Genomic DNA, 25,860 nt, shown 5'->3' on the forward strand with positions numbered 1-25,860 from the left:
ATTCGTTCGTTACCATGTAGCATGAGGGTTACCTCCATTTGTTTTGATGTTTGGTTCGCACCTTTATCAAAACTGGTAACCCTCATCTTTTCAAGTGAGGTGTCAGATCAAGTCGAAACTATTTCAGATTAGGCGTAGCCTCATGTGAAGCAAAATCTATCCGCTTTTTCATTAAGGATTGATTTTATCCGTCTACAGTTCATGCACCCAGTCTGGAATCCGATTCAGAATGTAGTTCTGCACTGCTTCCTTTTTATTGCCAGCTTCGACTTTGCCAACAGCATCCATGACCTCCTCGAAATCAAACCAACAAAGTTCTTTGTCATCCAAACTATAAACCATTAAAATTCGTTTATTGGGGTTATCAATATCTTCTTCCTCTTGAATCGCCCCTACAATCTTCAACGCATCTTCATAGCTTATGAATTTCACTTCATCGGTGCTCATAGAACCTCCTTCTTTAAAAGCCGGAATTTATGTAAGAGCTACACCATATCGAATTGCCACACAAAATTAGCAAAACCATCCGAGCTCAACATAAAACAATGCCAATCAAAAAAACAAAAAGGCGAGCAGGAACACGTTCCTCTCGCCTTTAAATCTAACCATTATTCCTTTTCAGGCTGCTTTTATCACCGCCCCAGACCTGATGCAACGAGTACATACCCGAGTTTTTTGGGTATTGCCCCCCGCGGTCGCCATATGCACTGTTTTCAGATTTGGAAGCCATCGCCTCTTGGTCTTGTTGTGCGCATGGGAAACATTGTTTCCGGTCACTGGCCCTTTTCCACAGATTTCGCAAACCTTAGACATTTTTTTCTCCTTCTATAGCATTCGCCAAGTGCAATCTAATGCTAAATGAAGAATGCTTGAATTAGTTTATCAGCAAAACGATGAATTAGAATCTGCTTTTTTAATCTCTTTTATAGTGAATAGCAAGCACTTTTGATCCAATCTCTGTTCCTTCAAAGGACACTTTGTTCAAAAAAATCTGCATATCTTGAGGCAGGAAACGATGAGCCTTATAATGGCAAATGAACAAATACCTCTGTATCGATTTTTAATACCAAAAAATGTGGTGCTGTGTTCAAAAAAATGTTTAACATCAGACAACTTTCAAGTGCCGTAAGCCGTTCTTTTTTGCTGCCATTCGGCATTCCCTATTTAATTTTTTTTAGAGTGTTTTTCCAGTATGAAACTGATCGACCAAATCTGGGCTTTTTTCGCTTCCGTGCAATTGGCCATTTTAACTCTCTGCTCCATTGCTGTAACATCAATCATTGGCACAATCATACCTCAGGGTGAACCTTACACATTTTATGTGACCAAATTTGGCACAAAAACCGCTACGTTATTTCAAGTTCTTGATATTCACAAGATGTACTCTTCATGGTGGTTTTACGGGCTCCTTGGAATGCTCAGCATCAATTTAATCATTTGCAGCCTTGACCGAATACCTTCAGTTTGGAGGATTATTACCGCCGACAATCTTGCTATCTCTTTAGATCGTATTGAGAAAATAGCTTCCCTGCGACGCTGGGAATTGCCGCAGGAGAAGAGCAACTCTATCGATTGGCAATCAGTTTTGTCAAATACCGGATGGAGTTTCCAAACAAAAAAATGCGGGCAGACCATCCTGTCTTTCAGCCAAAAAGGCCGTTGGAGCCGGATGGGAGTTTATGTCGTTCATCTTTCTATTTTGATTATTTTTTTCGGGGCAATTATCGGCCATTTCTTCGGTTTTAAAGGCAGCGTCATGATTCCTGAGATGCGCAGTACAGAACAAATATTTTCCAGTCCGGATTCCAAACCAATTGATTTGGGCTTTACAATCCGCTGTGATTCTTTTGCTATCGAATTCTATGACAATGGTATGCCGAAAGAATATCGAAGCGGCCTATCGATACTTGAAAATGGCCAAGAAATCTTACAGAAAGATATCAGGGTCAACAGCCCACTTTCCTATCGGGGTATTACCTTTTATCAATCCAGTTATCAAGCCCATCAGGAATTCCTATTACAAATTACTGAAACAGACAGCGGCGCCAGTCGGCAGTTCTCTCTACCCTTTCAAAAACAGGAGTCCTGGAAAGAAAGAAATCTGCAATTCGGAATAATCAATGCTGAAGCCACCGGTCAACGAGCGTTGCGATCAAAACTTTGGCTAAAGGCCGGTGATGGTCCGGCTATCACCCAATGGCTAGCCGACAGCGAAGATTTTTCTTTCACCGGGGATGGGAAGAACTACTCACTTAAGGTTAAACAATTGTACTCAACTGGCTTACAGGTTGCAAAAGACCCCGGCGTATGGATAGTGTATTTCGGTTGCAGTCTCCTCTTGCTGGGACTCTACATGGCCTTTTTCTTATCTCACAGAAGAATTTGGCTTTATAAACATAAAGCAGCCACCAGCTCCATCATTTATTTTGCCGGTACCGCAAATAAAAACAAGGCGGCTTTTGCGAAGACATTTTCAAAACTTACCAACCTTATCGATCAAACAATTTGTCACGACCTTGAGCAGCATAATTAAGCTAAAAATAGTTACAAGAATCCAGCCCTATTGAAATCACCATTTTGAATACAAGAAAGCTCACGGAGTAATCGTATGGATAGCTCTCAATTACTTGGAATAACTACATTTACGTATTTGTTTTCGACCCTGCTCTACGTCTTTTTGCTGGTTTTCAAGACGCCCCGTCTTGGTCCCATTACAACCTCCTTTACAGTTGTAGCATTTCTTATTCAAACGGCAGGTATGGCCTTACGTTGGGTCGAATCATATCGTATGGGCATCGGTCATGCGCCACTTACCAATATGTACGAATCCGTAGTTTTTTTCTCATGGACGATAATTGCCCTCTATTTAGTTGTCGAATTATTATTTAAAACCAGGATGATTGGGGCATTTGCGGTACCACTTGCCTTTCTTGCTATGGCCTATGCCTCATTTGCCGGCAATATAAGCAAAAGTATCTCTCCATTGGTTCCGGCACTACAATCCAATTGGCTCATAGCTCACGTAATAACTTGCTTTGTTGGATATGCATCATTTGCTATAGCTGCCGCTCTTGGGATCATGTACCTCCTAAAATCTCGGAGTCAGCAAAACCAAACCTCATTTGCAAAAAGTAGATTTAACGACTTGCCATCTCTACCCTTCATTGATGACTTAATCCATAAGAGTATGATTTTTGGTTTTATCTGGTTGAGTGCGGGGATCATCACCGGTGCCATTTGGGCCAACTCAGCTTGGGGAACCTATTGGAGTTGGGACCCAAAAGAAACATGGTCACTTATTACATGGTTTTTTTATGCCATCACCTTACACGCAAGATATACCCGCGGTTGGACAGGTAGGCGAATTGCTCTTCTTGCGATTTTCGGACTCATCTCCGTGTTGTTTACATATTATGGGGTAAATTTCCTTCTTTCCGGGCTTCATAGCTACGGTTCTAGCTCATAATCTTCTTAAATTCTCCATTATTTTCGTGCAGTAACAAGAGGGTAACAAGTTTGACAAAGTCCTTCTAAACCTGTATATAGTGAGGGTCGAGTGACACTGGCGATTGCTTTAACTCAATTATCTAAGAAGGAGCAAACAAGATGAGGAAAATTATTGCCTGCAGTTTCTTTTCATTATCCATGTTGATTGGATCGGTACTATTTACTATGGCTGCCGGCAATGTCGGTCCTGCCGATATTACCATTGACGAAGGAGGCAAAAAGCCAGCCGTATTCCCGCATAAAAAACATCAGGATGCGTTTAAATGTGGAGAATGTCATCATCAAATGACGGCAGACGGCAAACAGAGTCCCTATGTAGAAGCTCAAGAAATTAAAAAATGTGGTTCATGTCATAATGCCACTGTTCTAGCCGGAAAAATGAAAGATAAACTGGCCCTCGACACCCTCAAAGGTGCTGGTCATGGGAACTGCTTAGAATGTCATAAGGCCAAGAAAGATGACCCGGCCGTCAAAGACAAAAAAATTGACAAGTGCGAGACCTGTCATCCCAAAAAATAAATAACGCTACTAGTACTACAAACGAAAAAGGGGAGGTTCAATTCTGAACCTCCCCTTTTTCGTTTGTATCAAACCAATATTCGAATCAGGCTTCTTGCAGAAGGGAGATATCTCCTATCAACAGGATCTGCTCACCCAAAAGCGTTAAGAGACTCAGTCGATTTTTCCGTACTGATAAATCTTCCGCCATAACCATCACATCATCGAAGAAAGCGTCAACGGGTTCTTTCATTCTTAGCATTACTTCAAGAGCCTTCGCATATTCTTTCACGGTGATGTGTCTCGCCATTTCCTCTCGTACAGTCAGAAAGAGTTCATAAAGATTCCTTTCAGTTTGATGTTCAAACAAACTAACATCAACCACCGTTTCTCGATTATCCTTTATGATATTCTTCACCCTTTTATACGAAGCGGCAAGTACCTTGAGAGCAGGATCCTTACGAAGTTGTAAAATTGCATTAACGCGTAGCAGACAGTCATTTACGTCGTCAAAATTAACCGAAACAGCAGCATCAACCGCATCGGCAGCAATCCCCCGGCTGATACAATCATTGGCAAATCGACCCTTAATGAAAGCAACCACCGTTTCGACCGTGTCGTTGCCACCAGCAACCTTGTTTCCATACAAGGCCAGCGCTTTATGGATAAGCTCTCGTAATGACAATGAATACTTTTTGCCTTGAATAATATGTAAAATAGCTATGGAGATGCGCCTTAAGCCAAAAGGATCGGCAGTTCCCGAAGGGACTTGGCCGATCCCAAAACATCCAGCCAAGGTATCAAATCGATCGGCTAGGGCCAGGATCGACCCCAATTCGGACGACGGAAGTTCAGCCCCGGCCCTCTTCGGCATATAATGTTCAACAATGGCCGCGGCGACGTTATCTTTCTCCCCATCGTGAATGGCATATGCACCTCCCATGGTACCTTGCAACGAAGGAAATTCACCAACCATATTGGATAGCAAGTCGGCCTTGCAGAGAAGTGCCGCCCGGCATCCGTCGTCGGCCAGTTCAGGTACGACCTTGTCTGCCAGGATTCTGACCAGCTTGACCAACCTGTCTTTCTTTTCCAGCATTGTGCCAAGTTTTGCTTGAAAGATGATACCTTGGAGGTTGGCTATGCGATCTTCAAGCTTAGTCTCTCTATCGCTGTTGAAGAAAAACAAAGCATCTTCGAGTCGTGCTCGAAGAACACGTTGATGTCCTTTGCGAGTAATCGCGGTGTCCTTCACTTTGGTATTATTAACTGCCACAAAGCCCGGAAGCAGCTTTCCTGTTTGATTGACTACGGGGAAATACTTCTGATGTTCGCGCATTGAGGTGATTAGCACATCAGCAGGAAGCTGCAGATATTTCTCATCAAATGTTCCGCAAACTCCGAAAGGCATTTCAACAAGATTGGTAACGGTATCCACCAAAACCTCATCTATAGCAACACGGCCTCCCTGTAATTCCGCTGATTGAGCAACCGCTTGTTCTATTTCCGAAACGACCCGCGCTCTTCTCTTGGTTTGATCAAGCAAGACGAAGTGATCTGCAAGCTGCTGCTCATAGGTGGCAACAGAGTTTATTGTAAACCGTTTATTGGCTAAAAATCTATGGCCGCCACTGCTATTAGAGGATTCAACCCCAGCGTGGCTAAATCGTATTACCTCTTCTCCAAATATCGCTACCAACCACTGAATAGGACGAGCAAAAGCGTGCGTGTTACTCCCCCATTTCATCGACTTTGGAAAAGAAACGTCCAAAATCAGGCTTTGCAAGAGATCCGGTAATAAATTTGCTGTTTCCACACCTTTTTGTTTGCGGAGCAGCATGAGATACTCACCCTTCGGTGTCGTAACTACCTGCAAATCGCTGACATTCGCACCTTTCGACTTAGCAAACCCATCAGCCGCCCTAGTCGTTTTCCCATTGGCGTCAAAACCAGCACTCTTAGAGGGTCCAAGCAGCTCTTCAGTTATATCTTCCTGTTTCTCATTAATATTTTTTACTATCAAGGCAAGGCGTCTTGGCGTTCCCAGTGTCTTTATCTCACCATAGCCAATTTTTAAATCCGAGGCTTTTTCGGCAAACCTGTTTTTCAACTGGGTCAAGGCCGGTTCAAGATAACTTGCCGGTATCTCTTCCATGCCAATTTCAAAGAGTAGATCTCGCATGAGGGTAGGTTCTTAGGTAAAAGGTTTAATTATTAATACAATCCGATCTGGCAATTAGCAGGATTCCATGACAGCGAAGGTAGAGCACTCTTCACCAAAATTATGTATACATACTGAAAACCATTCGATAGCATTGATTGTCTCGAGACGGTTCCCCACTAGCCTGGTAATTGCTTCGACTGAGAGCACCTTTTTTTGTTTCGAGTCAAGATTCGCCAATTCGTCATTCACCGCTTCTTCAATGAGTAGGATTATATCTTCAATCCAGTAAAACTGCCTAAAACGTACACTGACCTCGGCCTTTCCCCATCTTCCTAGAGATCCCGGTAATCGATAAGGGGGGGTGTCAGAGATTGGCAAACTAATTGGCACTTCAACACTCAGCTTGAGATCGTCATTTTCTTCCAATGATCCATGCATTTGACAACGATAATGGGCAAGATGTCCGGTTTCGCCATTTTTCGCCTTATGCAAAAAATACGGAAAATCGATCTCAAGATGGGCTGCCTCTGCCTCCAAACGATCCTTCATCTTCTCAAGGACAGCGTGAAAACTCTTGACGTCAATTTCGCCGTGAAATTCATTGAGTATCTCAACGAATCTACTCATGTGCGTGCCCTTGAATTTATGCGGCAAATTGACATACATATTGACAGTGGCAACGGTATGCTGCCTCTTTTGTGCCTTGTCGCGAACAGTAATCGGATAGGAAATAGTCTTGACGCCAACCTTTTTAATGTTGATTCTCCGGCTGTCCAGTTGGCTTTGGATATCTTTCATGTGATGCAAACCAGAATTTTCTGTTGTTATCCAGGCGTAGTATCACCCATGGGATGCGATATTAAACAGGCCAAGGACAAATTTGGGACTTTAGTTCTCTTTCAAAAGCCTCCGAACGGCTTCCTTGAGATCATCAAGATCACCAGACTTTACTATATATTCATCGGATGCCCAAGTCCCGAGATCACGTTTGAACTCCTGATACGCACTACTCAAAATGACCGGAATAGCCGAATTTAACATTTTCATCTGGCGTAACACCTCAACTCCATTCATTCCCGGCATTTGAATATCAAGAATAACGAGATCGGGATGTTCGGCTTTGAACTTTTCTAATCCACTTGCACCATCCAGGGCAGATACTACCGAATACCCATCATCTTCGAACTCCTCACGATAGACCATGTGAATAGTCTCTTCATCATCAACCAGGAGCAGTTTTTTCACCGTTTCCTCCCTTTATGCTGGCGTCAAAGAATCACGTAAAAATGCGGCTGCCTCTTCCGGCGGCAATGGATTTATATAAAAGCCAGAGCCCCATTCGAATCCGGCAATGGATGTCAACTTTGGGACGATCTCAAAATGCCAATGATAATACTCAAGCCCACCAGAACGCAGAGGGTCTGTATGGAGAACATAATTATATGGGACATTTGGTATACATTTGCAGAGCCGCTGCAAAGATTCGGAAAATATTTCCGCAAGAGAATGAATTTCACTGTCGTCCTGCGAATAAAATGCCGAAGCGTGTCGCTTCGGCAAAATCCACATTTCAAAAGGAGTTCGGGGTGCAAACGGAGTAATAGTGATGAACTTGTCATTCTGACAAACAACTCGCTCTTTTTGCAATATTTCCTGCCGAATGATATCGCAAAAGATACATCGCTCTTTATATTTGAAGTGAGAAAGCGCTCCTTCTAATTCGGAGACAATCATCCTCGGCAATATCGGTAGAGCAATGAGTTGTGAATGGGAATGTTCCAGTGATGCCCCAGCATCGCGACCATGGTTTTTAAACACCATGACATACCGAAAACGCAGATCTTTTTCGAGATCAATAATCCGCTCTTTGTAAGCCTTAAGCACCATAGCTATTTCTGCCAACGAAAAATCGGCAAAACTATGGTCGTGGTCGGGTGTCTCAATAATGACCTCATGGGCTCCGATGCCATTCATTCGGTCATAAAGGCCTATACCTTCCTTCGAAAGATCACCTTCGATGATGAGAGCCGGGAACTTATTTGGTACAACCCGAACCCTCCACCCAGCCCCGTTGACATGGTGCACATTATCTCTAAAGGCCAAGACTTCGCTGGGCGTAAATGATTCATTGCCAGGGCATAAAGGACAAAATCCACCTCCGCCCGATGAAACCTCCACCGGGAAGTCAGTGGGCCTTTTCCTTCTTTCCTTGGAAATTATTATCCATCTACCGAGGATAGGATCTTTGCGTAGTTCCGGCATGCGGACCTTATTGTCCTACGGATTTTTCTCGGGTTTCTTGGAGTGTTTTACAATCAATACAAAGTGTAGTGACAGGCCTTGCCTCTAAACGTTTCAAACCAATTTCTTCGCCACAATCTTCACATATACCATAACTTCCATCATCGATCCGGGTAATAGCTTCGTCGATTTTCGTGACAAGCTTACGTTCCCTGTCGCGAATTCGCAATTCAAAACTCCTGCCGGACTCCAAGGTTGCCCTATCGTTCGGATCAGGGACATTGGTAGTCTGATCCGTCATCTCTGTCATGGTTTTTCCGGCATCCGTAATGATTTCCTGTTTTTTCAGCAACAGCTGCGTCCGAAACAGTTCGAGTTGCTCTTTATCCATTAGAACTCTCCTTCATGCACTTAACTCTTAGAAAATAATACTAATTCCTTCGAAATCAATCCCCCCGAAGGTATGTACCGCTTTTACCGCCAGTTTTTTTCAGAAGACGAATATTGCCGATAACCATCGACTTATCAACCGCTTTACACATATCATAAACAGTCAGAACGGCGATGGAAACTGCTGTAAGCGCTTCCATTTCCACTCCGGTTTTGCCATTTATTGCAACCGTTGCAAAGATATCGATCGACGCATCTTCATCTCGAAGCTGAAAAGTAATATCAGCTTTGCTAATCATAAGCGGGTGTGCCAGAGGAATCAGGTCATCCACCTTCTTTGCCGCCATGATGCCGGCAACTCTTGCAATCCCTAAAACGTCGCCCTTGGCCATCGATCCACTTTTCACTAAATCAAAGGCCTGCCGGGACATACTGATATTCCCGGCAGCCTCAGCAATACGCAAGGTTTCTATCTTACCGCTGACATCAACCATCCTGGCATTGCCTTCTGAATCAAAATGGGTGAAGGTCTCTTTATTGTTATCTACCATCGTAAACCGTTGTTATCCCGCAAAGGCATAGGTTTCGCTTGAGCAGACATGCTGCTCAATTCAGCTTCAAACATCAACTCTTGCCACGAACTTCATTGAGCAATCTTTTGAAAAAGCCCTCTTCTTCCTGATGCTGGCCATGCTTTGTGCAGAGTGTGTCAAACTCCCGCAGAACCTTTTTCTGCTCCTCGCATAAGTTGGTTGGAGTCATAACCTGAAGCTCTACGACCATGTCGCCTCTTGCTCTCCCACGCAGGCTGGGAACCCCTTCGTTACGGAGGGTAAAGAGTTCTCCGGATTGGCTACCTGCAGGAATCTCAAGGCTCTTCTTCCCATGAACTGTCGGTACTTCCACCGTTGTTCCAAGTGCTGCCTTAGCCATAGAAACCGGAAACCGGCAATAAATGGTATCACCTTCCCGCTTAAAAAATTCATGATCGCTAACATGAACAACAACATACAAATCGCCTGATTGTCCGCCGCGACGCCCACCTTCACCCTCTCCCCGGAGGCGCATCCTGGCACCCGAATCAACCCCGGCAGGTATCTTCAAAGCTACTTTCTTTGTTTTTTCTACCAGCCCGCTACCATGGCAATCATTGCACGGGTTGGTAACAATGGCCCCCTCACCGTGACACTGCGGGCAGGTGGAGCTCATCTGAAAAAATCCCTGCGAGCGTACTACCTGCCCTCGGCCATTACAACTTGGGCAGGTCTGTTTTTGGTACCCAGGCCTACTCCCCGATCCTTCACAGGTCCAGCAGGTATCTCGCCGTGTCAACTGTACTTCTTTGGAAACACCGTGCACGGCCTCCATAAAAGAGATCTCTACATCGTAACGGAGGTCGTTTCCCGGAATAGGCCCATCTCTCCGAACGCCGGCACGACTGCCGCTACCGAAGCCAAACAGATCGCCAAATATATCTCCAAAGCTTGAGAAAATATCATCGGCGCTTCCGGGGCCACGATACCCGCTGTTTTTTAATCCATCGTGGCCATAAGTGTCATAAATTTTCCTCTTTTTCTCGTCACTCAGCACCTCGTAAGCCTCAGTGCAGGATTTGAATTTTTCTTCAGCCTCTTTATCATCAGGATTGCGGTCCGGATGATATTTCATAGCAAGCTTTCGATACGCCTTTTTTATATCACCGGCGGAGGCAGTTCTACTTACTGACAAGATCTCGTAATAATCGTTACTCATAGTTATTAGGCAGCGCTTGTATTATCACGAATTATCTGATGAGAGCTCATTCTCGGTTTCAGTGTTTTTGGAGTTTTCTTTTCCTTCCGGAAAACTATCGATATTAGCGAAAGTAACCTTCGATGCAGCGATCTCCCGAAGGGTCATAACGATTTCTTTGTTCTTGCCTTCGACAAGAAACGGTTCACCTTGTCGATGTTGTTTCACTCTTTGCACAGTAAGATGAATCAACTTGAATCGATTTTGTTTTCCTACTGCTTCCAAACAATCTTCACAGGTAATTCGTGCCATCAATAACCTCGTTAATGTTCTTTTATGATATTATGCAGAGTATATGATCTGTACCTTGACCACTTTGAGGTCATTTTTTGTCAAAAGGATTCCGCAACAGCAGGGTTTCGACCCGGTCTGGTCCTACCGACACAATATCTGCCGGAATACCGGTGAATTCCTCAATACGCTTGATATATTTCTTGGCCTGAACAGGCAATTCATCGTATTCCCGTACTTTTTCAATGTCATCCAGCCAACCCTCAAGACTCTCGTAAACAGGTGTAAGTTGGCTTGCCTGGGTTATGTTCGCTGGCATAGCAGACATTTTCTGGCCGTTATAATCATACGAAGTAGCGAACTTGATTGTCTTTTGGCCACTGAGCACATCAAGTTTTGTTATCGCTAACCCCGTTAATCCATTCAACCTTGTGGCATCGTTGACAACAACCCCATCCAGCCATCCACACCTGCGCCGCCTGCCGGTTGTTGCACCGAACTCATGGCCCTTCTCTTGTAGATAATTCCCGGTTTCATCAAACAGTTCAGTGGGAAACGGCCCAGCGCCAACACGGGTGGTATATGCCTTCATGATGCCGACAACCGCATCAATATGCACCGGTCCGAACCCTGCACCATTGCAAGCGTTGCCGGCAATAGTATTCGACGACGTCACATAGGGATATGTGCCATGGTCGATATCCAGATGGGTACCTTGAGCTCCCTCAAAAAGAATATTCTTGTTACTTTTTCTGGCCTTGTCCAGCTCGACAGACACATTGCCAAAATATGGTGATAATTTTTCGGCATATTCCTTATATGATCGATAGATATGCTCAAGATCGATCGGTGCACAGTTGTATTTTTTTGTAAGAAGAAAATTTTTCTCTTCAACTACAGCTTTTAGCTTCTCTCTAAAGGTGGCATCGTCCAGCAAATCTCCAGCCTTTATTCCTACTCTGCCGACCTTATCCATATAACACGGCCCAATTCCCCGGCCGGTTGTTCCTATCTTCTTCTCCGAGGTAAGAGCTGCCTCCCCAGCTTGGTCGAGACTGGCGTGGTATGGCATAATGAGATGGGCCCGTTCACTGATCATGAGGCGATCGGGGCCAACTGCAAGCCCCTGTTCCTGAAGCTTGTTCATCTCGGTGATCAAGACGGCAGGATCAATAATGACTCCGTTGCCTATCATACATTTCTTGTCTTGGTAAAGTATCCCTGAGGGGATAATGTGAAAGATAAATTTCTTGCCTTCGACGACCAAGGTATGGCCGGCATTATTGCCCCCCTGGAAACGAACAACGTAATCGGCATAGCGGGTCAATAAATCGACAATCTTCCCCTTCCCTTCATCTCCCCATTGAGTTCCAACCACCACCACACTGGACATCTACTTTCTCCTCTCAGAGATTAATGAACATACGTCGTGAAAGGGAGCGTTGAGACTTTCAGTTCACGACAAATCCGCGCAAGACAAAGTTGATAAATATATTAAAGTTACTCATCAATGTCAACACATTTTAACACAAGCTAGGATCTCCTTAGCAGTACTTATTACTGCATTATCAGCATGTTAGATTCAGTAGACGGAGACTCCATGAGACTTGTGTCAATCCTCAAGCATTGACACACCAAGGCAAATACCGTACATTTGTCGCGCAGTCGAGCTGGTTTAATACTCGATTCTTACTGACTCTGAACTGGATGAGGTGATTTTCGCCCTTGCTTTATCCGGCAATGATGACACACGATTGACGGCCACGATAGCAAAACATGTCAATGGCTCTCATCACTTTGAGGTTCTCGTTATGTTTGGCATAGGTCTGCCCGAAATGCTCCTTATCATGGCTTTGGCGCTCATCGTCATCGGGCCGGACAAACTCCCCGACCTTGCAAGATCTTTGGCCAAAGGGCTCATGGATTTGAAAAAGACCGCAGAAAGTCTGAAAACCTCTTTTGCCGAGGAGGGAAATCCTTTGAGCGATATCCGTCCCGAGTTGGAAGAAGCGGCAAACTCACTCAAAAATAACCTCATTGATGTGACACCCGGTGGAGTACTTGATCTCCCCTCATCTACGGGTGATACATCACCAGCCGATATGGCAGCCGAAGCGTACCAGGAGCTTCTAAAACAGACTGGTCGCACGCCTCAACACAATGGTGGCACACCTGAAAGCAGCGTTCAAATGGAAAACCTAGTATCAGATTTGCCTGATCCTAAAGATATCTCTCCGCCCGATCAGACTGTAAAAACAGGCAACTAGCCTCCACACAAACAATGGCAAATTATAACCTGCAAAGCTCAATTCCAGCTCTCGAAAGAAGCCTTGAACTGTTTCGCCCACATCACTTGGAATTCAGGCGTCGGCTTATCAAGATCGCGCTGGCAATTGTCAGCTGCACCATTGTGGCGTATATATTTGTCGAAAAAATTGCCGCTTTCTGTATTGCCCCCCTTTTTGCCGCAAGTCCATTGGTTTACCGGCTCGTTTACACACATCTTCCCGATGCCTTTATCGCCTACATCAAACTCGCCTTCCTTGTAGGGTTAATAACCAGTATGCCCATAGGCCTTTACCAACTTTGGCTTTTTATTGCTCCAGGGCTTAAAAAAAATGAAAAAAGACTGGCGGTTACTGTAGTATTTTGGGCTATGCTGCTTTTCACCGGCGGGGCCTGTTTTGCCTTTTTTGTGGTGTTGCCCAAGATGCTCGTGTACTTCATGAGCTACGCCAATGAGAACCTTGAGCCCCTGCCGAAACTCAGCCTGTACCTTACATTCGTAGCCAGAACCATTCTTGCCTTTGGCATCTCATTTCAAATACCATTCTTAATGGTTATGTCCGGGAAGGCCAACCTTGTTCGCCCCAGCTACTTCAAACAAAAACGGACCTATTTTTATATTGCCATTATCATCCTATCCTTCCTCCTCACTGCAGGAGATTTCATGGCCACGGCCCTCCTCGCTATTCCTCTTTTCATGCTTTACGAAGGAGGTGTTTTTTTAACCACCCTCTTCACCCGTAAAAAGACCCCAGCCGAAAAAACGGAATAGCTGCTTACAGTGTGACGATTCTCAATGCCGGGCATTTCCCCATGTTCAAGAGCCGGCCACCGCGGATCACCTCTCTGGTTGGGACTAACCGATCTCCTGTTTAAGCAGACAACAAGATATCTTGTACAGTGGCCTGCCCTGTGCGTCGTATTCGATATTATCTGACTGAAGCAATTTATTCATGACACAACCCTCGACAATATCGAGGCGAAAGAATTTGTCTTCCGTTAAGCCTTCATTCTTTATGAGACGATTGTCTTCGATCCTAAAGGTATTAATCGGATAATCTTCACACAAAGGACACTGATAAACCCGGCCATTAGGGAAGATAAAGAAATTTTCCGCGACATTCCCAGCGCATTCGAACTTCTCATTCGTGCCAAGAAAAACCTGCGGATAGGTGACATGAATGCCTTGATCAGCGGCACGGCGCGCGACCTCAGGGACGATTGCAAGCCATTGATCACGACCTACCTGCAGGGTTTGGTCACTTTCGCTTTGCGCCGAATTGCCGCGCATGCCTATTACCTGAATAAAGAACTTCTTCACTTTCAAAGCACCAAGAAGCGGTACCATTGCCTCCAGTGCATTTAGATTCTTTCTGCTTACTGTATAGATAACGCTGACATTAAAGCCTTTGGCAACCGCCTTCCGGATATTGGCGACACACACATCAAAAACCCCATTGCCGCGCAGGGCGTCGTTGGTAGCTGCATCCGGACCATCAAGACTAAAACTCAAGAAATCAAGAAGGTCAGGTGAGGTTTTCTCCAGGAAATCGTGAAACAAGTAGCCATTCGAATCGACGGTCACAAAATATCCGAGTTCTTTTGCTCTTTTTATGGCTTGGGGAAGCCCTTGATGGAGAGTTGGTTCACCTCCTAAAAAAATGAGATTTCCCTTTTTCTCCGGGTCGGCAAACAAGGTCATCCACCTGTCGATCTGCTCCCCGGACAATGTCTCCACACCATGCTGAGCTTTATTTATGTAGCAATGGCGACAGGACAGATTGCATGCGGTAAGGATATGAAAAAACACATTCCTTTCGCCAGGTTTAAACTCAACGGTTCGAGCGATGTTTTTCATCAGCTATTCTCAATCATTCGAGGTTGAAGAAACAATTTCAACATTTAGGCATGCTGCAAGGTATAGGTAGCCAGTAGCGTATCTTGAAGATACCGACAACCAGGGGAGGAAAAAAATTCCTTAAAAAGTGCCATACTCTCTTCCCGTAAAACTGCTCCGATAATAGTTGGCTGCATGTCGCGGTATAAGGGGGAAAGTGATGTCAAGGGCAGGTTCGTTCCACCGCCCATGGCATCCTCGTAACCGTAAACGAATCTTCTCACCCCATTCACCAATAGGGTTGAAAAGCACATGAGACAAGGCTCCATGGTCGAGTATATCGTCACCTCGCCCATGTCCTTGACCTTACCACTAATAATACAGTCCCGAAGGGCCGTAATCTCCGCATGATCGATTTCATTCACTCTACCGTTGGTGTTGCTACGCCTGCCTGTCGCAACGATCCTGCCATCAAGTTCAATCACACATCCAACAGGGAAATCACCTGCCTTCAAAGCCTCGCGTGCTTGCTGTAAGGCCGATTGCATAAATTGTTCATGTGTTGTCATAAAGGTTCGTTCCCAAAGAACTTCTCAAGAAAAGGTCACAACTTTCTGCCAAACCGCAATGCCCCAGGAAAAATTGTCGTCAAGGTATGTTCCTGAACCAAGTCCTGCGATTGCTCCACAAAAGGCACATACATCAGCCGGCAACATGGATTTCTAATGGTCATTTTCGGCAATAGCGGCAACCTTTTAGTCTTATTCAGGGTTGTAGAAGCAAGAACTGTCTTGATTGATTGCTCTGCTTCCTTTTGTGGGAGATTTACCGGATACCTGTTCTCAATCCAACCGTCACGTGCCTTTGGCAGCCGCCGCTGGGAAACCGTCATGTGTGAGGCTATCTGTAAAAACATCTTGGGATTGATCTTGAAAGCTGGAATGACAAAAGAAAGGGGCATTGCATCAAAGCGGCTGTCAACAACCATTGGCTGGTTGGTAAAACGCAGATAATCGCCAAAACTTTGCAATGCCGGTTCTTCGGTAGTAAAAGCTATCTGCCAAAAAGGCAGGTAGTGCGCTGCCGGATCATCTGATTGTATCACCTGCCAAGGCAGAGGTTGAAAGGTAGTACCATTCTCCTGCCAAAGCGATTCACAGTTCTGGCAATGAAGCACAAGGCTATCAGGCTCGCCATTCAGAAGCCCACTGCACCTTGGGCAAATCGTCGAAATGAATTGCGGCTCCCATGCAACCTTGCTGGGACTGATGTGGCCTCTGTGTCTTGTCAATAAGCTCTCAGGTCCTAGAGGTTCGTTTACAATTGCATCGTAGAGTCTTTCTTCGTGGAGATAGCAGGGCAGATAAATGCGGCTGAGCGTTTCTCCTATGAATACCCGATGATAAAATGTCTTGTTACCTTTCCCTGAAAAAACCTCGGTAATCATTCCTGCATGGGTAAATGCCGCTTCAGTAGGTACCGATTGCTTGACAAAGGCCCCCTGAAACCGTGCGACCACAGGTTGAAGCCTCATTGCCTGAGGTCGCAGACCAAGGGAAACCGGCAATTTTTCTTCATCAATGCCAATGCGAGTGGTATCGACAATCTTATGATCGACTTCCTTTTCTCGAATATAAAAAATAGCTCCTTTAAAACGAAGATAAGGGATATAAAAAAGCTGATCAAATGAGATGTATCCGGGAAGTTTACTGGGTAAAATATACCTCCCCGCACCACTTTCAAGCCGATAGTTCCCGACATCGCAGTATTCACAGCGAATGAACCTGTCGTTTTCAAAGAGGCTTATTGATCCTCCGCAGGATGGACAGTTTTGTTGAATTGTCAGATCCACGACACTTAGCCCAATTTAATACCGCAATCATTGCAGAAGATCGCATTTTCGAGGTTTTCCATGCGGCATTGCGGGCAAATTCTCGGAGATTTCTTTTGATCGGTTGCTTGTCCGCATTGGGAACAAAATTTTGCTTTCGGAGTCAGATTTTTACCGCAATTGGAGCATCGAACCAAGCGTATCAATTGATGGCCGCAAAGCGGGCAAAATCGGGAAGTTCCTGGAATCATGCTGTGACAGTCGGGGCAGTTAACCGTATCGATATGTGGGCTTTGACTGCTAACCGGAGCACTCTCTTGTGTCTGCCGCAAACCAAAAATACTCGGCATCATCAAGCCTAATCCCATTCCAAGCCCCGCCCCTGCTTCTCCCTGATTTTCAGCGGCCTTCTCCATGGCCATGGCGGTTTTCATCTGTAAAAGCTTATCCATATCTTTAATAAGCCCAAGGCGACTTCTGTCGTCTATGGCGTTTTGCACTTCATCCGGTGGAGTTATTGAGGTGATATACAGATGGCTAAGCCGGAGGCCAAAATTGTCGAAGTCTTCAGCAAGTCGTTTCTGCAATTCATCGGAGAGTTGATCAAATTTACCAGGTAAATCTAAGATTGAGTCGAGGGTCTGCCCCAAATAATCATTAAATCTGGAAACAATCATCATTTTCAGATACCCGGAAATGCCGTCGGTATCCATCTTGCCCATTGTTCCAACAAGAGAGTTGATAAATAGGACCGGTTGTACCACTTGGATGGTGTACATGCCATTGGCACGAATACGGATAAGTCCTAATTCTTTGTCTCGAAAGGCCACAGGATTTTGAGTGCCCCACTTGAGGTTCGTAAAGTACTTGAGGTTCACCATATATATTTCAGCCCTGAGCGGGCTATTCCCGCGCCAAGGGATAGAAAGAATCTTGGTGAGCAAGGGTAAGTTGGCTGTTTTCAGGGTGAATCTGCCGGGGCCAAAGCAATCACACGCTTTCCCCTGGTAAAACAGGACCGCTGCCTGGCTTTCGCGAACTGTCAATTGAGCGCCAAATTTAATCTCTCCAGAACCGTTCTCGGGTAAGCGATGGACAAGCTCTTTACCGCTTTCATCAAACCACTCAATGTTTTCTAAAAATATGCCACCTTCAAATTGGTTCATGGAGTCTCCTTTTTTGCTTTGGCAAAACTTGCTTCATAGGTAAAAGAATTTATAGTGTGGCTGCAATCATAGCACAACTTCAACCAATCTTCTGCTGGAGAAAACACATCATGGAGTTTAAGGATCTCTGGGATTTAGAAAGCGCAATGGAAGTTCTATCGCATAAAACGGTTGATGGAAAGGTCTGGGTGGAAGCCGTGGAATGGCTCATACTCTATGGTCCACCGGAAATACGGCAATTGCTGCTTGACGCTTCAACCCTTGCGACCAACACTTCATTTCCAGACCTACGGCCAAGTCATTTCACTACAGATGGCCAACCCTGCTACGATATTCGGGATTTGGCAAAGTCACTGAATATTTTAGAGGAAGAGGTAAGAAAACTCCTCAAAGAAAAGGATACGGCAATCCAAGGCATGTTTATTACCGGCTCAAGTGGCAACGAAACGGTACATTGAACAACAAAAACGGGCAAAAATGGACACAAGGAACCGCTGCGACAGAAAATCTATCAACAATAATGATATTTTTCACCCTAGAGCTCGTAGAGCTTCTGGTCATGCAAAGGCTGCTGGCTATTACGAGAAACTTTCTTTTTAATAAAGTCTAAGCTCAAACTGTTCTTGCTGAAAAGATCACCCATTTCTCTTTCTACCTGTTCAGGATCTTCACCAGCCTCCATTCGCGAAAGGGCCTCATCGATTGAACCACCGAGATTTATGCCTGTTTTTGAGGTGAATTTTCGCATAAGAGCCGCCATCTGCTTGGGGTCCTGCTCATTCACATGCTCAGCCTCCCGCATCAATGATTCAAAGGCTCTTTCCATCTTTGTTTCATCAATCCCGGCAAGAGGCTCAGTTTCGTTCTCTTTTGCCTTGCCTATGGTTGCAAATGTTGAAATACGTTTGGCTAAATCTTTTTGCCCACACCGCGGGCAATCAGGTTTCTTGTCGGTATTTACCCGAGACGAATAGAAGTTAAAGATTACATTACAAGAGCTGCAGAAAAACTCATAAATCGGCATAGTAACTCCGAAATGACGGGAGATGGCACTCCATTTCCTTAAGCGTTATCAAAAATCATCGATAATAATTTCAAAGCATTCAACCAAGAACCTGTTTGACCAATTCTTCGTCAATATCGGCGACAATACAGGTTTTGCCGATCTCAGTTGGAAGTACATAATGCACTCTTCCTCCGACGGTTTTTTTATCCGTCAAAAGGTATTTTTTAATTCTCTCTCTGTCAAGCATCCTTGGGACCTCAATGGGCATCCCGTAGTCGACGAGTATCTCTATAATTTTCTCTGTGGTTTCATGCTGTAAATAGCCGGCAAGCTCTGCTAATTTTGCAGCGGCAGCCATCCCGATAGACACTGCATATCCATGATTTATACGATAATCAGACGCTCCCTCAACTGCATGGCCGATGGTATGGCCATAATTAAGAATTCGTCGGATCCCCCCTTCTCTTTCATCTTGTGAAACAACCTCAGACTTTATCTTGCAACAAGTATGCACCATTGCACTGATGACCTCTTCATCAAGCCGGAGTATTTTTTCTCTGTTATCACAAAGAAATTGGAAAAAATCAGCATCCCAAATCACGCCATATTTTATTACCTCGGCAAGCCCACCTAGCAGCTCGTCTCGAGGGAGTGTCTTGAGGAGTTGAATGTCAATATAAACCGCCTGAGGCTGGTAAAATGCTCCCACTAAATTTTTCCCCTCTGGGATATCGACACCGGTCTTACCGCCAACAGAGCTATCTACCTGCGCCAAAAGTGTTGTTGGTATTTGAATGAATGGGATTCCGCGCATATATGCAGAGGCAAGAAATCCTGTAATATCACCTGACACACCTCCACCAAAACCAATTAAGGCATCCTTACGATCAAAACCGGACTTGGCCAAACGGCCTGCAAGGTTGCCGATGGTTTGCAGGGTCTTATTTGCTTCACCATGAGGGAAGGAGAAATGTTCGGTTTGAATACCTGCTTTATAAAGACTCGCCATCAATGCATCACCGTAAAGAGATGACACCAGGTCATCAGCGATAACGGCATACCGGTTGGCTATTGCTTTCATAGCTAAATCCTCGCCAACCTTAGGAAGATTTCCACTCCCTATAGTGATTGGATAACTTCTCTCGCCAAGACCTACTTGTAAAACCGACATACACACCTCAACCGATAAAACAACGTGTACAAAGAATCGGCATAAAGCCCCTACAAAAAAAAAGGAGATACCGTCAAAGACGGTATCTCCCGGTGCTACTTAATTGAAGTCAAAAGTTACATTGCTGCGCCAGAAGCTGCACCTTGCATTTTTACTTCGACTTTCTCGGTCAAACCCTCATAGTACTTACGGAGATGAACCAGAACCTCATCGCGACCAAAATGGTCAACAACCTCTGCGCCATCAGAAAGGGCTTTACGCAATTTGGTGCCTGAAAGGATAACGCGGCTTTCTTTGGTGTGATTACAAGTACGGAGAGAAGCCATACCGTCACACTTATGGCAGTAGAAAGTCCAGTCAATTTTCATCGGCTTGCAGAGAAGGTCTTTTTTGGGATCGCCGGTTTTCGGAATACGATCAAAAATGGTCTGAGCCTCGAAGAGACCGTAGAAATCACCAACGCCAGCATGATCACGACCAATCAACATATTGTTAACGCCGTAGTTCTGACGGAAGGTTGCATGGAGCAGGCCTTCGCGGGGACCGGCATAACGCATATCCAATGGGTAACCAGCGGAAATAACGTGTTGTTTAACGAAGTAGTTCTCGATCAGGATGTCGATAGCCTTAACACGTACCGGAGCAGGAATGTCACCGGCCTTGAGGTTACCGATCAGAGAATGGATCAGTACACCGTCACATACCTCGATGGCGATCTTAGCAAGGAACTCATGGGAACGATGCATCGGGTTACGGAGCTGCAGAGCAGCAACGTTTGCCCATCCACGCTCTTCAAACATTGCGCGGGTTTGAGCAGGGGTAAGATACACGCCTGGATACTCTTTAGGATATTCGCCCTGGGAAAGTACTTTTACTGGACCAGCGAGGTTGACATCTTTCTGAGCGAAAACCATGATAACGCCAGGATGATCTTTCGGGGCGATCTCCCAGAATTTGTCACCAACAGATTCCTCACCTTCACCTTTAAATACCTTCTCACATTCCCAACGCTTGTCAGCTTCGGTCATCTCAAATTTCTCAGTGACCTTCATGGTAGCATAGGTCTCGCCTTTGCGAACCAAAGCAATTTCTTGACCAACAGCGATTTCGGCTGCATCAGCGGTGGTTACGTCAAGGGTGATGGGTACCGGCCAGAAGGTACCATCTGCCAGCTGGAAATTTTCACAAACGCCTTTCCAATCAGCTTTGGTCATGAAACCGGACAGTGGAGAAAAACCGCCAATTCCCATCATGATCAGATCGCCTTTAGCACGAGCAGAGATCTCGATCTGCTTGAGGCCAGCTGCTTTTTTGAGTTCTGCATCACGAGCAGCGCCTTCAAGTAAAGCACAAACAAGACCTTTTCCACCATGAGGTGCAACTAATTTAGACATAGAGTTCCTCTTCTTTTTAAGGGTTTATAATTACTAAACTTCAAGCTACGCAAACCTATGCACAGCATACTGAACGGTTATTCATTTACAGGCCAATATATATATAAATTATCACCCAAAAGTCAAGAGAAAATCGCTTTACCGGCTCTGTTTCAAATTTCATTGAGGATTGAAATGTAGAAACAGCGAGGGCTCCATTCCGGTTTGGATGGAGCCCTTACACTAACGCACGACCTATCAGCTTTATGAATCTAGTTTTTCCAAACTCCACCTTGTAAGGTTGGGAGATCTTCCTGTTCGGACTCATCGGCGGAAAGATTTTTTGCCTTTTTCCTGCTTAGTAGCTTGATTTTGCTCGCGCGAATACTCTCAGAGGAGATTTCTTTCCCTTCTACCAAGACACGATCTCCTTTCTTGAAAAGATTAACCGACATCCTTTGCCCAGTGCCGTCGAGAAATTCTGTGTCCCAAATTTTTGTATTATCTTGAAGGGTAAAAGGCAGAATAACGGATTTCTCGGCAATAACCATCATATTGTTGTCTAAATCTATCTCCATGATAGCTGCGCGGAATTCATTGGTTGCGGAACTCATTGTATCATTAGACTGATCTTCCGAATAAGCAAGACTTGCCCAAGTGAATGCCAACGAACAAACAATAGTGAGAAAAACAACCTTAATGTTTGAGTAAAGACCTTTTTTATTAATCATGGGAATCCTCTCCACTATAAATTTAGGACAGTTAGCGATTCAATAATCTCCAGTAGTCTCTCACCAGAGGCTCACTAGGAGCAGTCTCAAAAATCTCGAGACCAACATTGATTATCGGATTAATTTGATTTTCATGTAGAGCCAATACAACAGTAGGAGGAATTCCTTTTCCCTTTAGATCTGTGGAACGGTCTTCTTTTACCGGCACATTGTCTGGTCCAGCGTTATTAAAATTTGAGAATACAGCCTCACCGAATCTTGCGCCTAACGCATAGAATTTTCCTTTCCCTCTGGCACCAGGATTGTCGCAGGGATCACCGCTATTTCCAGCGGTTGCCTGCTCGGGAATATATGTCGTAAAATAAACAACGCCAGCATAAATGACAGGGGATGAAACAATCTTTTCACCAGTTTGACTACCATCAGCCTCAACAAATCGAAGGAACCAACCCTTATTCCTTGCATGGTTAATAGCATCAATAACATAATTTTTGAAAAGCATTTGTTTATTGATATCAGACTCTTGGTTCTGATAAAGATTATCCGTAATATCGAGGATAAAATTTTTTGTGGTTGATGATGCGACAATCTTCCCATCTAAATCTCGATCTACAATGACAGTGTTATCAGCTTTTGACTTAATCTTCCCAAGATCAAGAACGTCAATATATGCTTTGACTATCTCAGGGTTTATACTCTCGTCTATAGAGGCCGTGTCAACATTATCATTCCATTGCCAATTATTCTTAATGGCATAAAATTCATTAAGCACTGTGATGTCTTCTGGATGTTCTCGATCCCCAGTTCCATAAAACACATAGTCCCCGACTCTCTTTGTTGTTTGCACAACATCTGCAACAGGATCAATTTCACCAGCCGGATAGGTAAAACTCACCGGGAAATATACATTCACAATATTTGGTGGGTAAAAGATCTTTTTCCCTGGAGAGGAAAACAACTTCAGTTTCTGTCCCCAATCTCCATCCTCCTTTCCATCATATCCACCCAAAAGAGAGTCCTTGGTTTTGTCGAGATTGCGATGGAAAATATCATCCCTGAAAGCAAACATATTGCCATTCATATCACCAGCATAAATTCTTGTGGTAGTTCGGGTTTGGGGATTCTCAAACGGTGCAACCGCCACAATAGAGTGGGTCATACTCGCAAAATTATCAACATTGAAGTTGATGTTGCTCTGCAAAAGGCCGGTCAAGGCATCAATTGCATAAATTGCCCGTCCTTCATCATCAGTTGCCGCGGGAGTTGCATTATCCTGGTTGGTGTCATATCCTCCAGCCATAACAAACACATCCTTGGTTTTATATGTTGTTCCATCCATATAGCCGATTGTGACTGGTTTCGGTTCTCCCCAAGACAAACCAAGAACTTTATTCCCGCCCCCAAGGATATCATTTTTAATTTGATATTTTAACAAAGGAGTATTGTAATCACTGATATCAAGGGCTGTGTAAACAGTCCCTCCCCGGCGTTCACCGAAAATGGTGATCTTTTTTTTCGCAGTATTCTTGTTGTTATCATGATCGTATGAGTATAAAACTGGAGAGTTATCAACGTAATATTGCAAACTTGTTGCACCAGGCAACTGATTTATATCACCGAGTAGATCTGGTGGAATAAATCCCCATTTTTCGCTGCCATCATTATCATCGATAGCATGCAACATACCGCCATTTCCACCTATGTAGATCATGGAATGGTCATCAGTGCCATCTCCATTGTCATCATAGTGAACAACTAATGGTTGGGAATGGAGAAAACTCCCATAGGGCCATTCACTATCATTGTCATGCCTGATGTCACCAATCACCTGTGAGGTAAGCCCGGGATTAATCGCTGCAAGAGCAGTGTTGCCAGGAGAAAAACTGTTTGTCGAATCAGTTAAATTATTGGAAGAACCTGTATAGGTATATATTTTGCGAACAAATCCAGCCTCCAAATCATCGAACAATTTTCCCCCACTACCACCCTTCTGAATAGCAGGCCCATCGGCTGAACTGCTCCAATAAGACACTGCATTCCCCTGTAATACCCCTCCACTAACAGCTTCATTACCATATTTATCAACGATAACCCCTTGATTGGTAATCCCGTATTTTTTAACATTACCAACCCAATTTTTGTTGTTTTTTGGCTGAAAGAGCCCGTAATAAATAAAATTGCCGGCAAAAATCTTGTTTGCACGACTAATTGGCACCGCGGCTGCGGTAAAACTCTCACTGTCACCCTGAATATCAGTGATAATGTTATTAAGAGCTTCACTGAGGGTAGATGTATCATCGGCAGTATAGTATTTACCACCACCATTGGTTGCGGCATTTTGCAAAAGAGCAAGTTGTTGTTTAAAACCAATCGTGTATGTCGTAACCGTCTGATCCTCAAAATCGCCAGGCTGTCCTTTCTTCAGCAACTCACTGGCAGAAGGATTTGATCCGGTTTTCAGGAGATCGTTATGGGCAAGAAAATACGCCACGTCATCCAAGTAATCGTGAGCTCCATCCTTTCCAGCAGCAGGAATTTTTATACTATTGATATACTGATTATCTTTCAACTTGGGGTTATAATCCTGAGTTGGAGCCCCATCAGTCATAAATATTATATAACTTTTTTGGCATCGATACTGTATCGGTGAATCGCTGCTATAATCCCGACAACCAGTGCCACTCGCAGCACACGTCGAAAGGAATTTGCCAAACGGAAAACCAGTACCAATGGTGCCGCCATTATACCAACTCGTTTGTCCCGCAAAATAGCGCCCTGCTTCGGCCATTGTTTCGCCAAGAGGAGTGTATGTGCTGGCTTGCATGCCGCCAATTGCACCGAAATTTGCTGATTGATCGCTGTTGGTAAATACTGTAGTAGCAGGGTCAAAACTACCTATCAAGTCGGTTGTGCTGGCGCCACATCCGGCAATAATGTAGCCTCCTTCATGACATTTATCTCCAGCAGCTAACTCGGTATTACAATTTGCCGCACCATAATAACTAGATGGCGTCTTTGCGTTAAATTTCATCAGCCCGAAACGAACCTTATCGGCGTTGTCATATATCAACTTGGCAATAACCTTTTTAGCCACCTCTATACGAGATTTATTTGCACCCAAGTCCTGGTCATCGAAATTCTGGAAATTCCCCAACCTTAATGTTCTTTGTCTCGTCCCACCACAAGTCACGACACCTGTCGTACTATTGACTTGAATATTGCCAATCCAATATCCATCTGATAATAAAGCTGTCTTTGCAGCAGCACATTGCCACTTGGCATCACTATCCAAATTTGCAAAATAAAGGGTATTAAAATTACCATCTCTTTCTCTGTATACATTGTACCTGGGTCTCCCACCTGCATACGAGTAGTCTGTCTGCCAATCGTATATATCGCCGGGTACGTCCTCAGTCCCCATGCTCCCTGAGTTGTCAAATATAATGAGTACATTTGGTTTCACACTTATATTTGAAACACCGTAAATGTCCGTATCGTCGGCCCAAGCGGGTCGTACCATGCACATCAAAAGCAAAACTATTAAGCTAATTTTTTTCATGCCACACGCTCCTGTATCCTGGGGATACTTCTGATAACAAACGTCCTTATTATCCGTATCACTTAATAATCTTTTATG

General features: G+C 44.5%; 26 protein-coding genes. 6 read left to right on the forward strand and 20 right to left on the reverse strand.

Annotation, left to right across the window (positions count from 1 at the left end; all coding sequences use genetic code 11):
* Window positions 1–192: 192 nt before the first annotated feature.
* Both OEL83_20695 and rpmB read right to left on the reverse strand, forming a co-directional pair.
* Entirely contained in the window at window positions 193–447 is a 255-nt protein-coding gene (locus OEL83_20695; protein MDK9709464.1) for a hypothetical protein, read from the reverse strand.
* Window positions 448–618: 171 nt separating this feature from the next.
* Window positions 619–813 carry a 50S ribosomal protein L28 gene (gene rpmB / locus OEL83_20700; GenBank protein ID MDK9709465.1) on the reverse strand — a complete coding sequence of 65 codons (195 nt, stop codon included), beginning with the start codon at window positions 811–813 and terminating at the stop codon, window positions 619–621.
* A gap of 379 nt (window positions 814–1,192) precedes the next feature.
* Here rpmB and OEL83_20705 point away from each other — a divergent pair, with 379 nt between their 5' ends.
* The 3 genes from OEL83_20705 (at window position 1,193) to OEL83_20715 (ending at window position 4,026) form a co-directional block, all read left to right on the forward strand.
* The gene (locus OEL83_20705) at window positions 1,193–2,533 is read left to right on the forward strand and encodes a cytochrome c biogenesis protein ResB (protein ID MDK9709466.1); all 1,341 of its coding nucleotides are present in this window, start codon (window positions 1,193–1,195) and stop codon (window positions 2,531–2,533) included.
* Window positions 2,534–2,608: 75 nt separating this feature from the next.
* Window positions 2,609–3,466, forward strand: a complete 858-nt coding sequence (gene ccsB / locus OEL83_20710; protein MDK9709467.1) for a c-type cytochrome biogenesis protein CcsB — start codon at window positions 2,609–2,611, stop codon at window positions 3,464–3,466.
* Between the two features lie 140 nt (window positions 3,467–3,606).
* Window positions 3,607–4,026 carry a cytochrome c family protein gene (locus tag OEL83_20715; protein ID MDK9709468.1) on the forward strand — a complete coding sequence of 140 codons (420 nt, stop codon included), beginning with the start codon at window positions 3,607–3,609 and terminating at the stop codon, window positions 4,024–4,026.
* An 85-nt stretch (window positions 4,027–4,111) separates the two neighbouring features.
* Here OEL83_20715 and glyS read toward each other — a convergent pair whose 3' ends face one another.
* From glyS to OEL83_20760, 9 genes are all read right to left on the reverse strand, one after another.
* Window positions 4,112–6,187 carry a glycine--tRNA ligase subunit beta gene (gene glyS, locus OEL83_20720; protein MDK9709469.1) on the reverse strand — a complete coding sequence of 692 codons (2,076 nt, stop codon included), beginning with the start codon at window positions 6,185–6,187 and terminating at the stop codon, window positions 4,112–4,114.
* A gap of 54 nt (window positions 6,188–6,241) precedes the next feature.
* On the reverse strand, window positions 6,242–6,967 hold the full coding sequence (locus tag OEL83_20725) for a GTP cyclohydrolase, FolE2/MptA family (protein ID MDK9709470.1): 726 nt from the start codon (window positions 6,965–6,967) through the stop codon (window positions 6,242–6,244).
* 90 nt (window positions 6,968–7,057) lie between these two features.
* Window positions 7,058–7,414, reverse strand: a complete 357-nt coding sequence (locus OEL83_20730) for a response regulator (protein MDK9709471.1) — start codon at window positions 7,412–7,414, stop codon at window positions 7,058–7,060.
* 12 nt (window positions 7,415–7,426) lie between these two features.
* Window positions 7,427–8,431 carry a galactose-1-phosphate uridylyltransferase gene (gene galT / locus OEL83_20735; protein MDK9709472.1) on the reverse strand — a complete coding sequence of 335 codons (1,005 nt, stop codon included), beginning with the start codon at window positions 8,429–8,431 and terminating at the stop codon, window positions 7,427–7,429.
* Between the two features lie 7 nt (window positions 8,432–8,438).
* Complete coding sequence (gene dksA / locus OEL83_20740) at window positions 8,439–8,801, reverse strand: RNA polymerase-binding protein DksA (GenBank protein MDK9709473.1); 363 nt, start codon at window positions 8,799–8,801, stop codon at window positions 8,439–8,441.
* A gap of 55 nt (window positions 8,802–8,856) precedes the next feature.
* The gene (gene moaC / locus OEL83_20745) at window positions 8,857–9,351 is read right to left on the reverse strand and encodes a cyclic pyranopterin monophosphate synthase MoaC (GenBank protein ID MDK9709474.1); all 495 of its coding nucleotides are present in this window, start codon (window positions 9,349–9,351) and stop codon (window positions 8,857–8,859) included.
* A gap of 73 nt (window positions 9,352–9,424) precedes the next feature.
* Window positions 9,425–10,552: a molecular chaperone DnaJ gene (gene dnaJ / locus OEL83_20750; protein ID MDK9709475.1), complete on the reverse strand. Its 1,128-nt coding sequence runs from the start codon at window positions 10,550–10,552 to the stop codon at window positions 9,425–9,427.
* A 24-nt stretch (window positions 10,553–10,576) separates the two neighbouring features.
* Entirely contained in the window at window positions 10,577–10,843 is a 267-nt protein-coding gene (gene rpoZ / locus OEL83_20755) for a DNA-directed RNA polymerase subunit omega (GenBank protein MDK9709476.1), read from the reverse strand.
* A gap of 70 nt (window positions 10,844–10,913) precedes the next feature.
* Window positions 10,914–12,215, reverse strand: a complete 1,302-nt coding sequence (locus OEL83_20760; protein ID MDK9709477.1) for an adenylosuccinate synthase — start codon at window positions 12,213–12,215, stop codon at window positions 10,914–10,916.
* 319 nt (window positions 12,216–12,534) lie between these two features.
* Here OEL83_20760 and OEL83_20765 point away from each other — a divergent pair, with 319 nt between their 5' ends.
* Together OEL83_20765 and tatC are read left to right on the forward strand one after the other, a co-directional pair.
* A complete protein-coding gene (locus OEL83_20765) occupies window positions 12,535–13,089 on the forward strand; it encodes a twin-arginine translocase TatA/TatE family subunit (protein ID MDK9709478.1) in 555 nt (184 codons plus the stop codon).
* A 14-nt stretch (window positions 13,090–13,103) separates the two neighbouring features.
* Entirely contained in the window at window positions 13,104–13,880 is a 777-nt protein-coding gene (tatC, locus tag OEL83_20770; GenBank protein MDK9709479.1) for a twin-arginine translocase subunit TatC, read from the forward strand.
* A gap of 84 nt (window positions 13,881–13,964) precedes the next feature.
* On the opposite strand, the gene OEL83_20775 is transcribed toward tatC, so the two are convergent.
* The 4 genes from OEL83_20775 to OEL83_20790 are packed head-to-tail and all read right to left on the reverse strand — an operon-like array spanning window position 13,965 to window position 17,942.
* The gene (locus OEL83_20775) at window positions 13,965–14,966 is read right to left on the reverse strand and encodes a radical SAM protein (GenBank protein MDK9709480.1); all 1,002 of its coding nucleotides are present in this window, start codon (window positions 14,964–14,966) and stop codon (window positions 13,965–13,967) included.
* 44 nt (window positions 14,967–15,010) lie between these two features.
* On the reverse strand, window positions 15,011–15,514 hold the full coding sequence (locus tag OEL83_20780) for a nucleoside deaminase (GenBank protein ID MDK9709481.1): 504 nt from the start codon (window positions 15,512–15,514) through the stop codon (window positions 15,011–15,013).
* 35 nt (window positions 15,515–15,549) lie between these two features.
* Window positions 15,550–16,797 (reverse strand): hypothetical protein, encoded by a 1,248-nt coding sequence (locus OEL83_20785; protein ID MDK9709482.1) that lies wholly within the window; start codon window positions 16,795–16,797, stop codon window positions 15,550–15,552.
* A gap of 5 nt (window positions 16,798–16,802) precedes the next feature.
* Entirely contained in the window at window positions 16,803–17,942 is a 1,140-nt protein-coding gene (locus tag OEL83_20790; GenBank protein MDK9709483.1) for an SPFH domain-containing protein, read from the reverse strand.
* Window positions 17,943–18,052: 110 nt separating this feature from the next.
* Between OEL83_20790 and OEL83_20795 the strand changes: the two genes are divergently transcribed.
* Window positions 18,053–18,400, forward strand: coding sequence for a hypothetical protein (locus tag OEL83_20795; protein MDK9709484.1), 348 nt, complete (start codon window positions 18,053–18,055; stop codon window positions 18,398–18,400).
* A gap of 77 nt (window positions 18,401–18,477) precedes the next feature.
* Here the strand turns inward: OEL83_20795 and OEL83_20800 are convergent, their stop codons facing one another.
* The 5 genes from OEL83_20800 to OEL83_20820 form a co-directional block, all read right to left on the reverse strand.
* Window positions 18,478–18,966: a zinc ribbon domain-containing protein gene (locus OEL83_20800; GenBank protein ID MDK9709485.1), complete on the reverse strand. Its 489-nt coding sequence runs from the start codon at window positions 18,964–18,966 to the stop codon at window positions 18,478–18,480.
* Window positions 18,967–19,045: 79 nt separating this feature from the next.
* Window positions 19,046–20,119, reverse strand: coding sequence for a 3-dehydroquinate synthase (gene aroB, locus OEL83_20805; protein ID MDK9709486.1), 1,074 nt, complete (start codon window positions 20,117–20,119; stop codon window positions 19,046–19,048).
* 116 nt (window positions 20,120–20,235) lie between these two features.
* Window positions 20,236–21,513, reverse strand: a complete 1,278-nt coding sequence (gene sat / locus OEL83_20810) for a sulfate adenylyltransferase (GenBank protein MDK9709487.1) — start codon at window positions 21,511–21,513, stop codon at window positions 20,236–20,238.
* 251 nt (window positions 21,514–21,764) lie between these two features.
* Window positions 21,765–22,223 carry a hypothetical protein gene (locus OEL83_20815; protein ID MDK9709488.1) on the reverse strand — a complete coding sequence of 153 codons (459 nt, stop codon included), beginning with the start codon at window positions 22,221–22,223 and terminating at the stop codon, window positions 21,765–21,767.
* 31 nt (window positions 22,224–22,254) lie between these two features.
* Window positions 22,255–25,782, reverse strand: coding sequence for a hypothetical protein (locus OEL83_20820; GenBank protein MDK9709489.1), 3,528 nt, complete (start codon window positions 25,780–25,782; stop codon window positions 22,255–22,257).
* Window positions 25,783–25,860 lie beyond the last annotated feature (78 nt).

It is taken from the genome of Desulforhopalus sp. (assembly GCA_030247675.1).
Classification (GTDB): domain Bacteria; phylum Desulfobacterota; class Desulfobulbia; order Desulfobulbales; family Desulfocapsaceae; genus Desulforhopalus_A.

Excerpts from the sequence above, each read along its gene's own strand:
- OEL83_20780 (MDK9709481.1), bottom strand. The coding sequence starts at position 15,514 with ATGACAACACATGAACAATTTATGCAATCGGCCTTACAGCAAGCACGC.
- OEL83_20715 (MDK9709468.1), top strand. The coding sequence starts at position 3,607 with ATGAGGAAAATTATTGCCTGCAGTTTCTTTTCATTATCCATGTTGATT.
- OEL83_20695 (MDK9709464.1), bottom strand. The coding sequence starts at position 447 with ATGAGCACCGATGAAGTGAAATTCATAAGCTATGAAGATGCGTTGAAG.
- rpmB (MDK9709465.1), bottom strand. The coding sequence starts at position 813 with ATGTCTAAGGTTTGCGAAATCTGTGGAAAAGGGCCAGTGACCGGAAAC.
- OEL83_20725 (MDK9709470.1), bottom strand. The coding sequence starts at position 6,967 with ATGAAAGATATCCAAAGCCAACTGGACAGCCGGAGAATCAACATTAAA.
- dnaJ (MDK9709475.1), bottom strand. The coding sequence starts at position 10,552 with ATGAGTAACGATTATTACGAGATCTTGTCAGTAAGTAGAACTGCCTCC.
- sat (MDK9709487.1), bottom strand. The coding sequence starts at position 21,513 with ATGTCTAAATTAGTTGCACCTCATGGTGGAAAAGGTCTTGTTTGTGCT.
- glyS (MDK9709469.1), bottom strand. The coding sequence starts at position 6,187 with ATGCGAGATCTACTCTTTGAAATTGGCATGGAAGAGATACCGGCAAGT.
- dksA (MDK9709473.1), bottom strand. The coding sequence starts at position 8,801 with ATGGATAAAGAGCAACTCGAACTGTTTCGGACGCAGCTGTTGCTGAAA.
- moaC (MDK9709474.1), bottom strand. The coding sequence starts at position 9,351 with ATGGTAGATAACAATAAAGAGACCTTCACCCATTTTGATTCAGAAGGC.
- OEL83_20705 (MDK9709466.1), top strand. The coding sequence starts at position 1,193 with ATGAAACTGATCGACCAAATCTGGGCTTTTTTCGCTTCCGTGCAATTG.
- aroB (MDK9709486.1), bottom strand. The coding sequence starts at position 20,119 with ATGTCGGTTTTACAAGTAGGTCTTGGCGAGAGAAGTTATCCAATCACT.
- tatC (MDK9709479.1), top strand. The coding sequence starts at position 13,104 with ATGGCAAATTATAACCTGCAAAGCTCAATTCCAGCTCTCGAAAGAAGC.
- OEL83_20795 (MDK9709484.1), top strand. The coding sequence starts at position 18,053 with ATGGAGTTTAAGGATCTCTGGGATTTAGAAAGCGCAATGGAAGTTCTA.
- rpoZ (MDK9709476.1), bottom strand. The coding sequence starts at position 10,843 with ATGGCACGAATTACCTGTGAAGATTGTTTGGAAGCAGTAGGAAAACAA.
- OEL83_20790 (MDK9709483.1), bottom strand. The coding sequence starts at position 17,942 with ATGAACCAATTTGAAGGTGGCATATTTTTAGAAAACATTGAGTGGTTT.
- galT (MDK9709472.1), bottom strand. The coding sequence starts at position 8,431 with ATGCCGGAACTACGCAAAGATCCTATCCTCGGTAGATGGATAATAATT.
- OEL83_20820 (MDK9709489.1), bottom strand. The coding sequence starts at position 25,782 with ATGAAAAAAATTAGCTTAATAGTTTTGCTTTTGATGTGCATGGTACGA.
- OEL83_20815 (MDK9709488.1), bottom strand. The coding sequence starts at position 22,223 with ATGATTAATAAAAAAGGTCTTTACTCAAACATTAAGGTTGTTTTTCTC.
- OEL83_20800 (MDK9709485.1), bottom strand. The coding sequence starts at position 18,966 with ATGCCGATTTATGAGTTTTTCTGCAGCTCTTGTAATGTAATCTTTAAC.
- OEL83_20775 (MDK9709480.1), bottom strand. The coding sequence starts at position 14,966 with ATGAAAAACATCGCTCGAACCGTTGAGTTTAAACCTGGCGAAAGGAAT.
- OEL83_20760 (MDK9709477.1), bottom strand. The coding sequence starts at position 12,215 with ATGTCCAGTGTGGTGGTGGTTGGAACTCAATGGGGAGATGAAGGGAAG.
- ccsB (MDK9709467.1), top strand. The coding sequence starts at position 2,609 with ATGGATAGCTCTCAATTACTTGGAATAACTACATTTACGTATTTGTTT.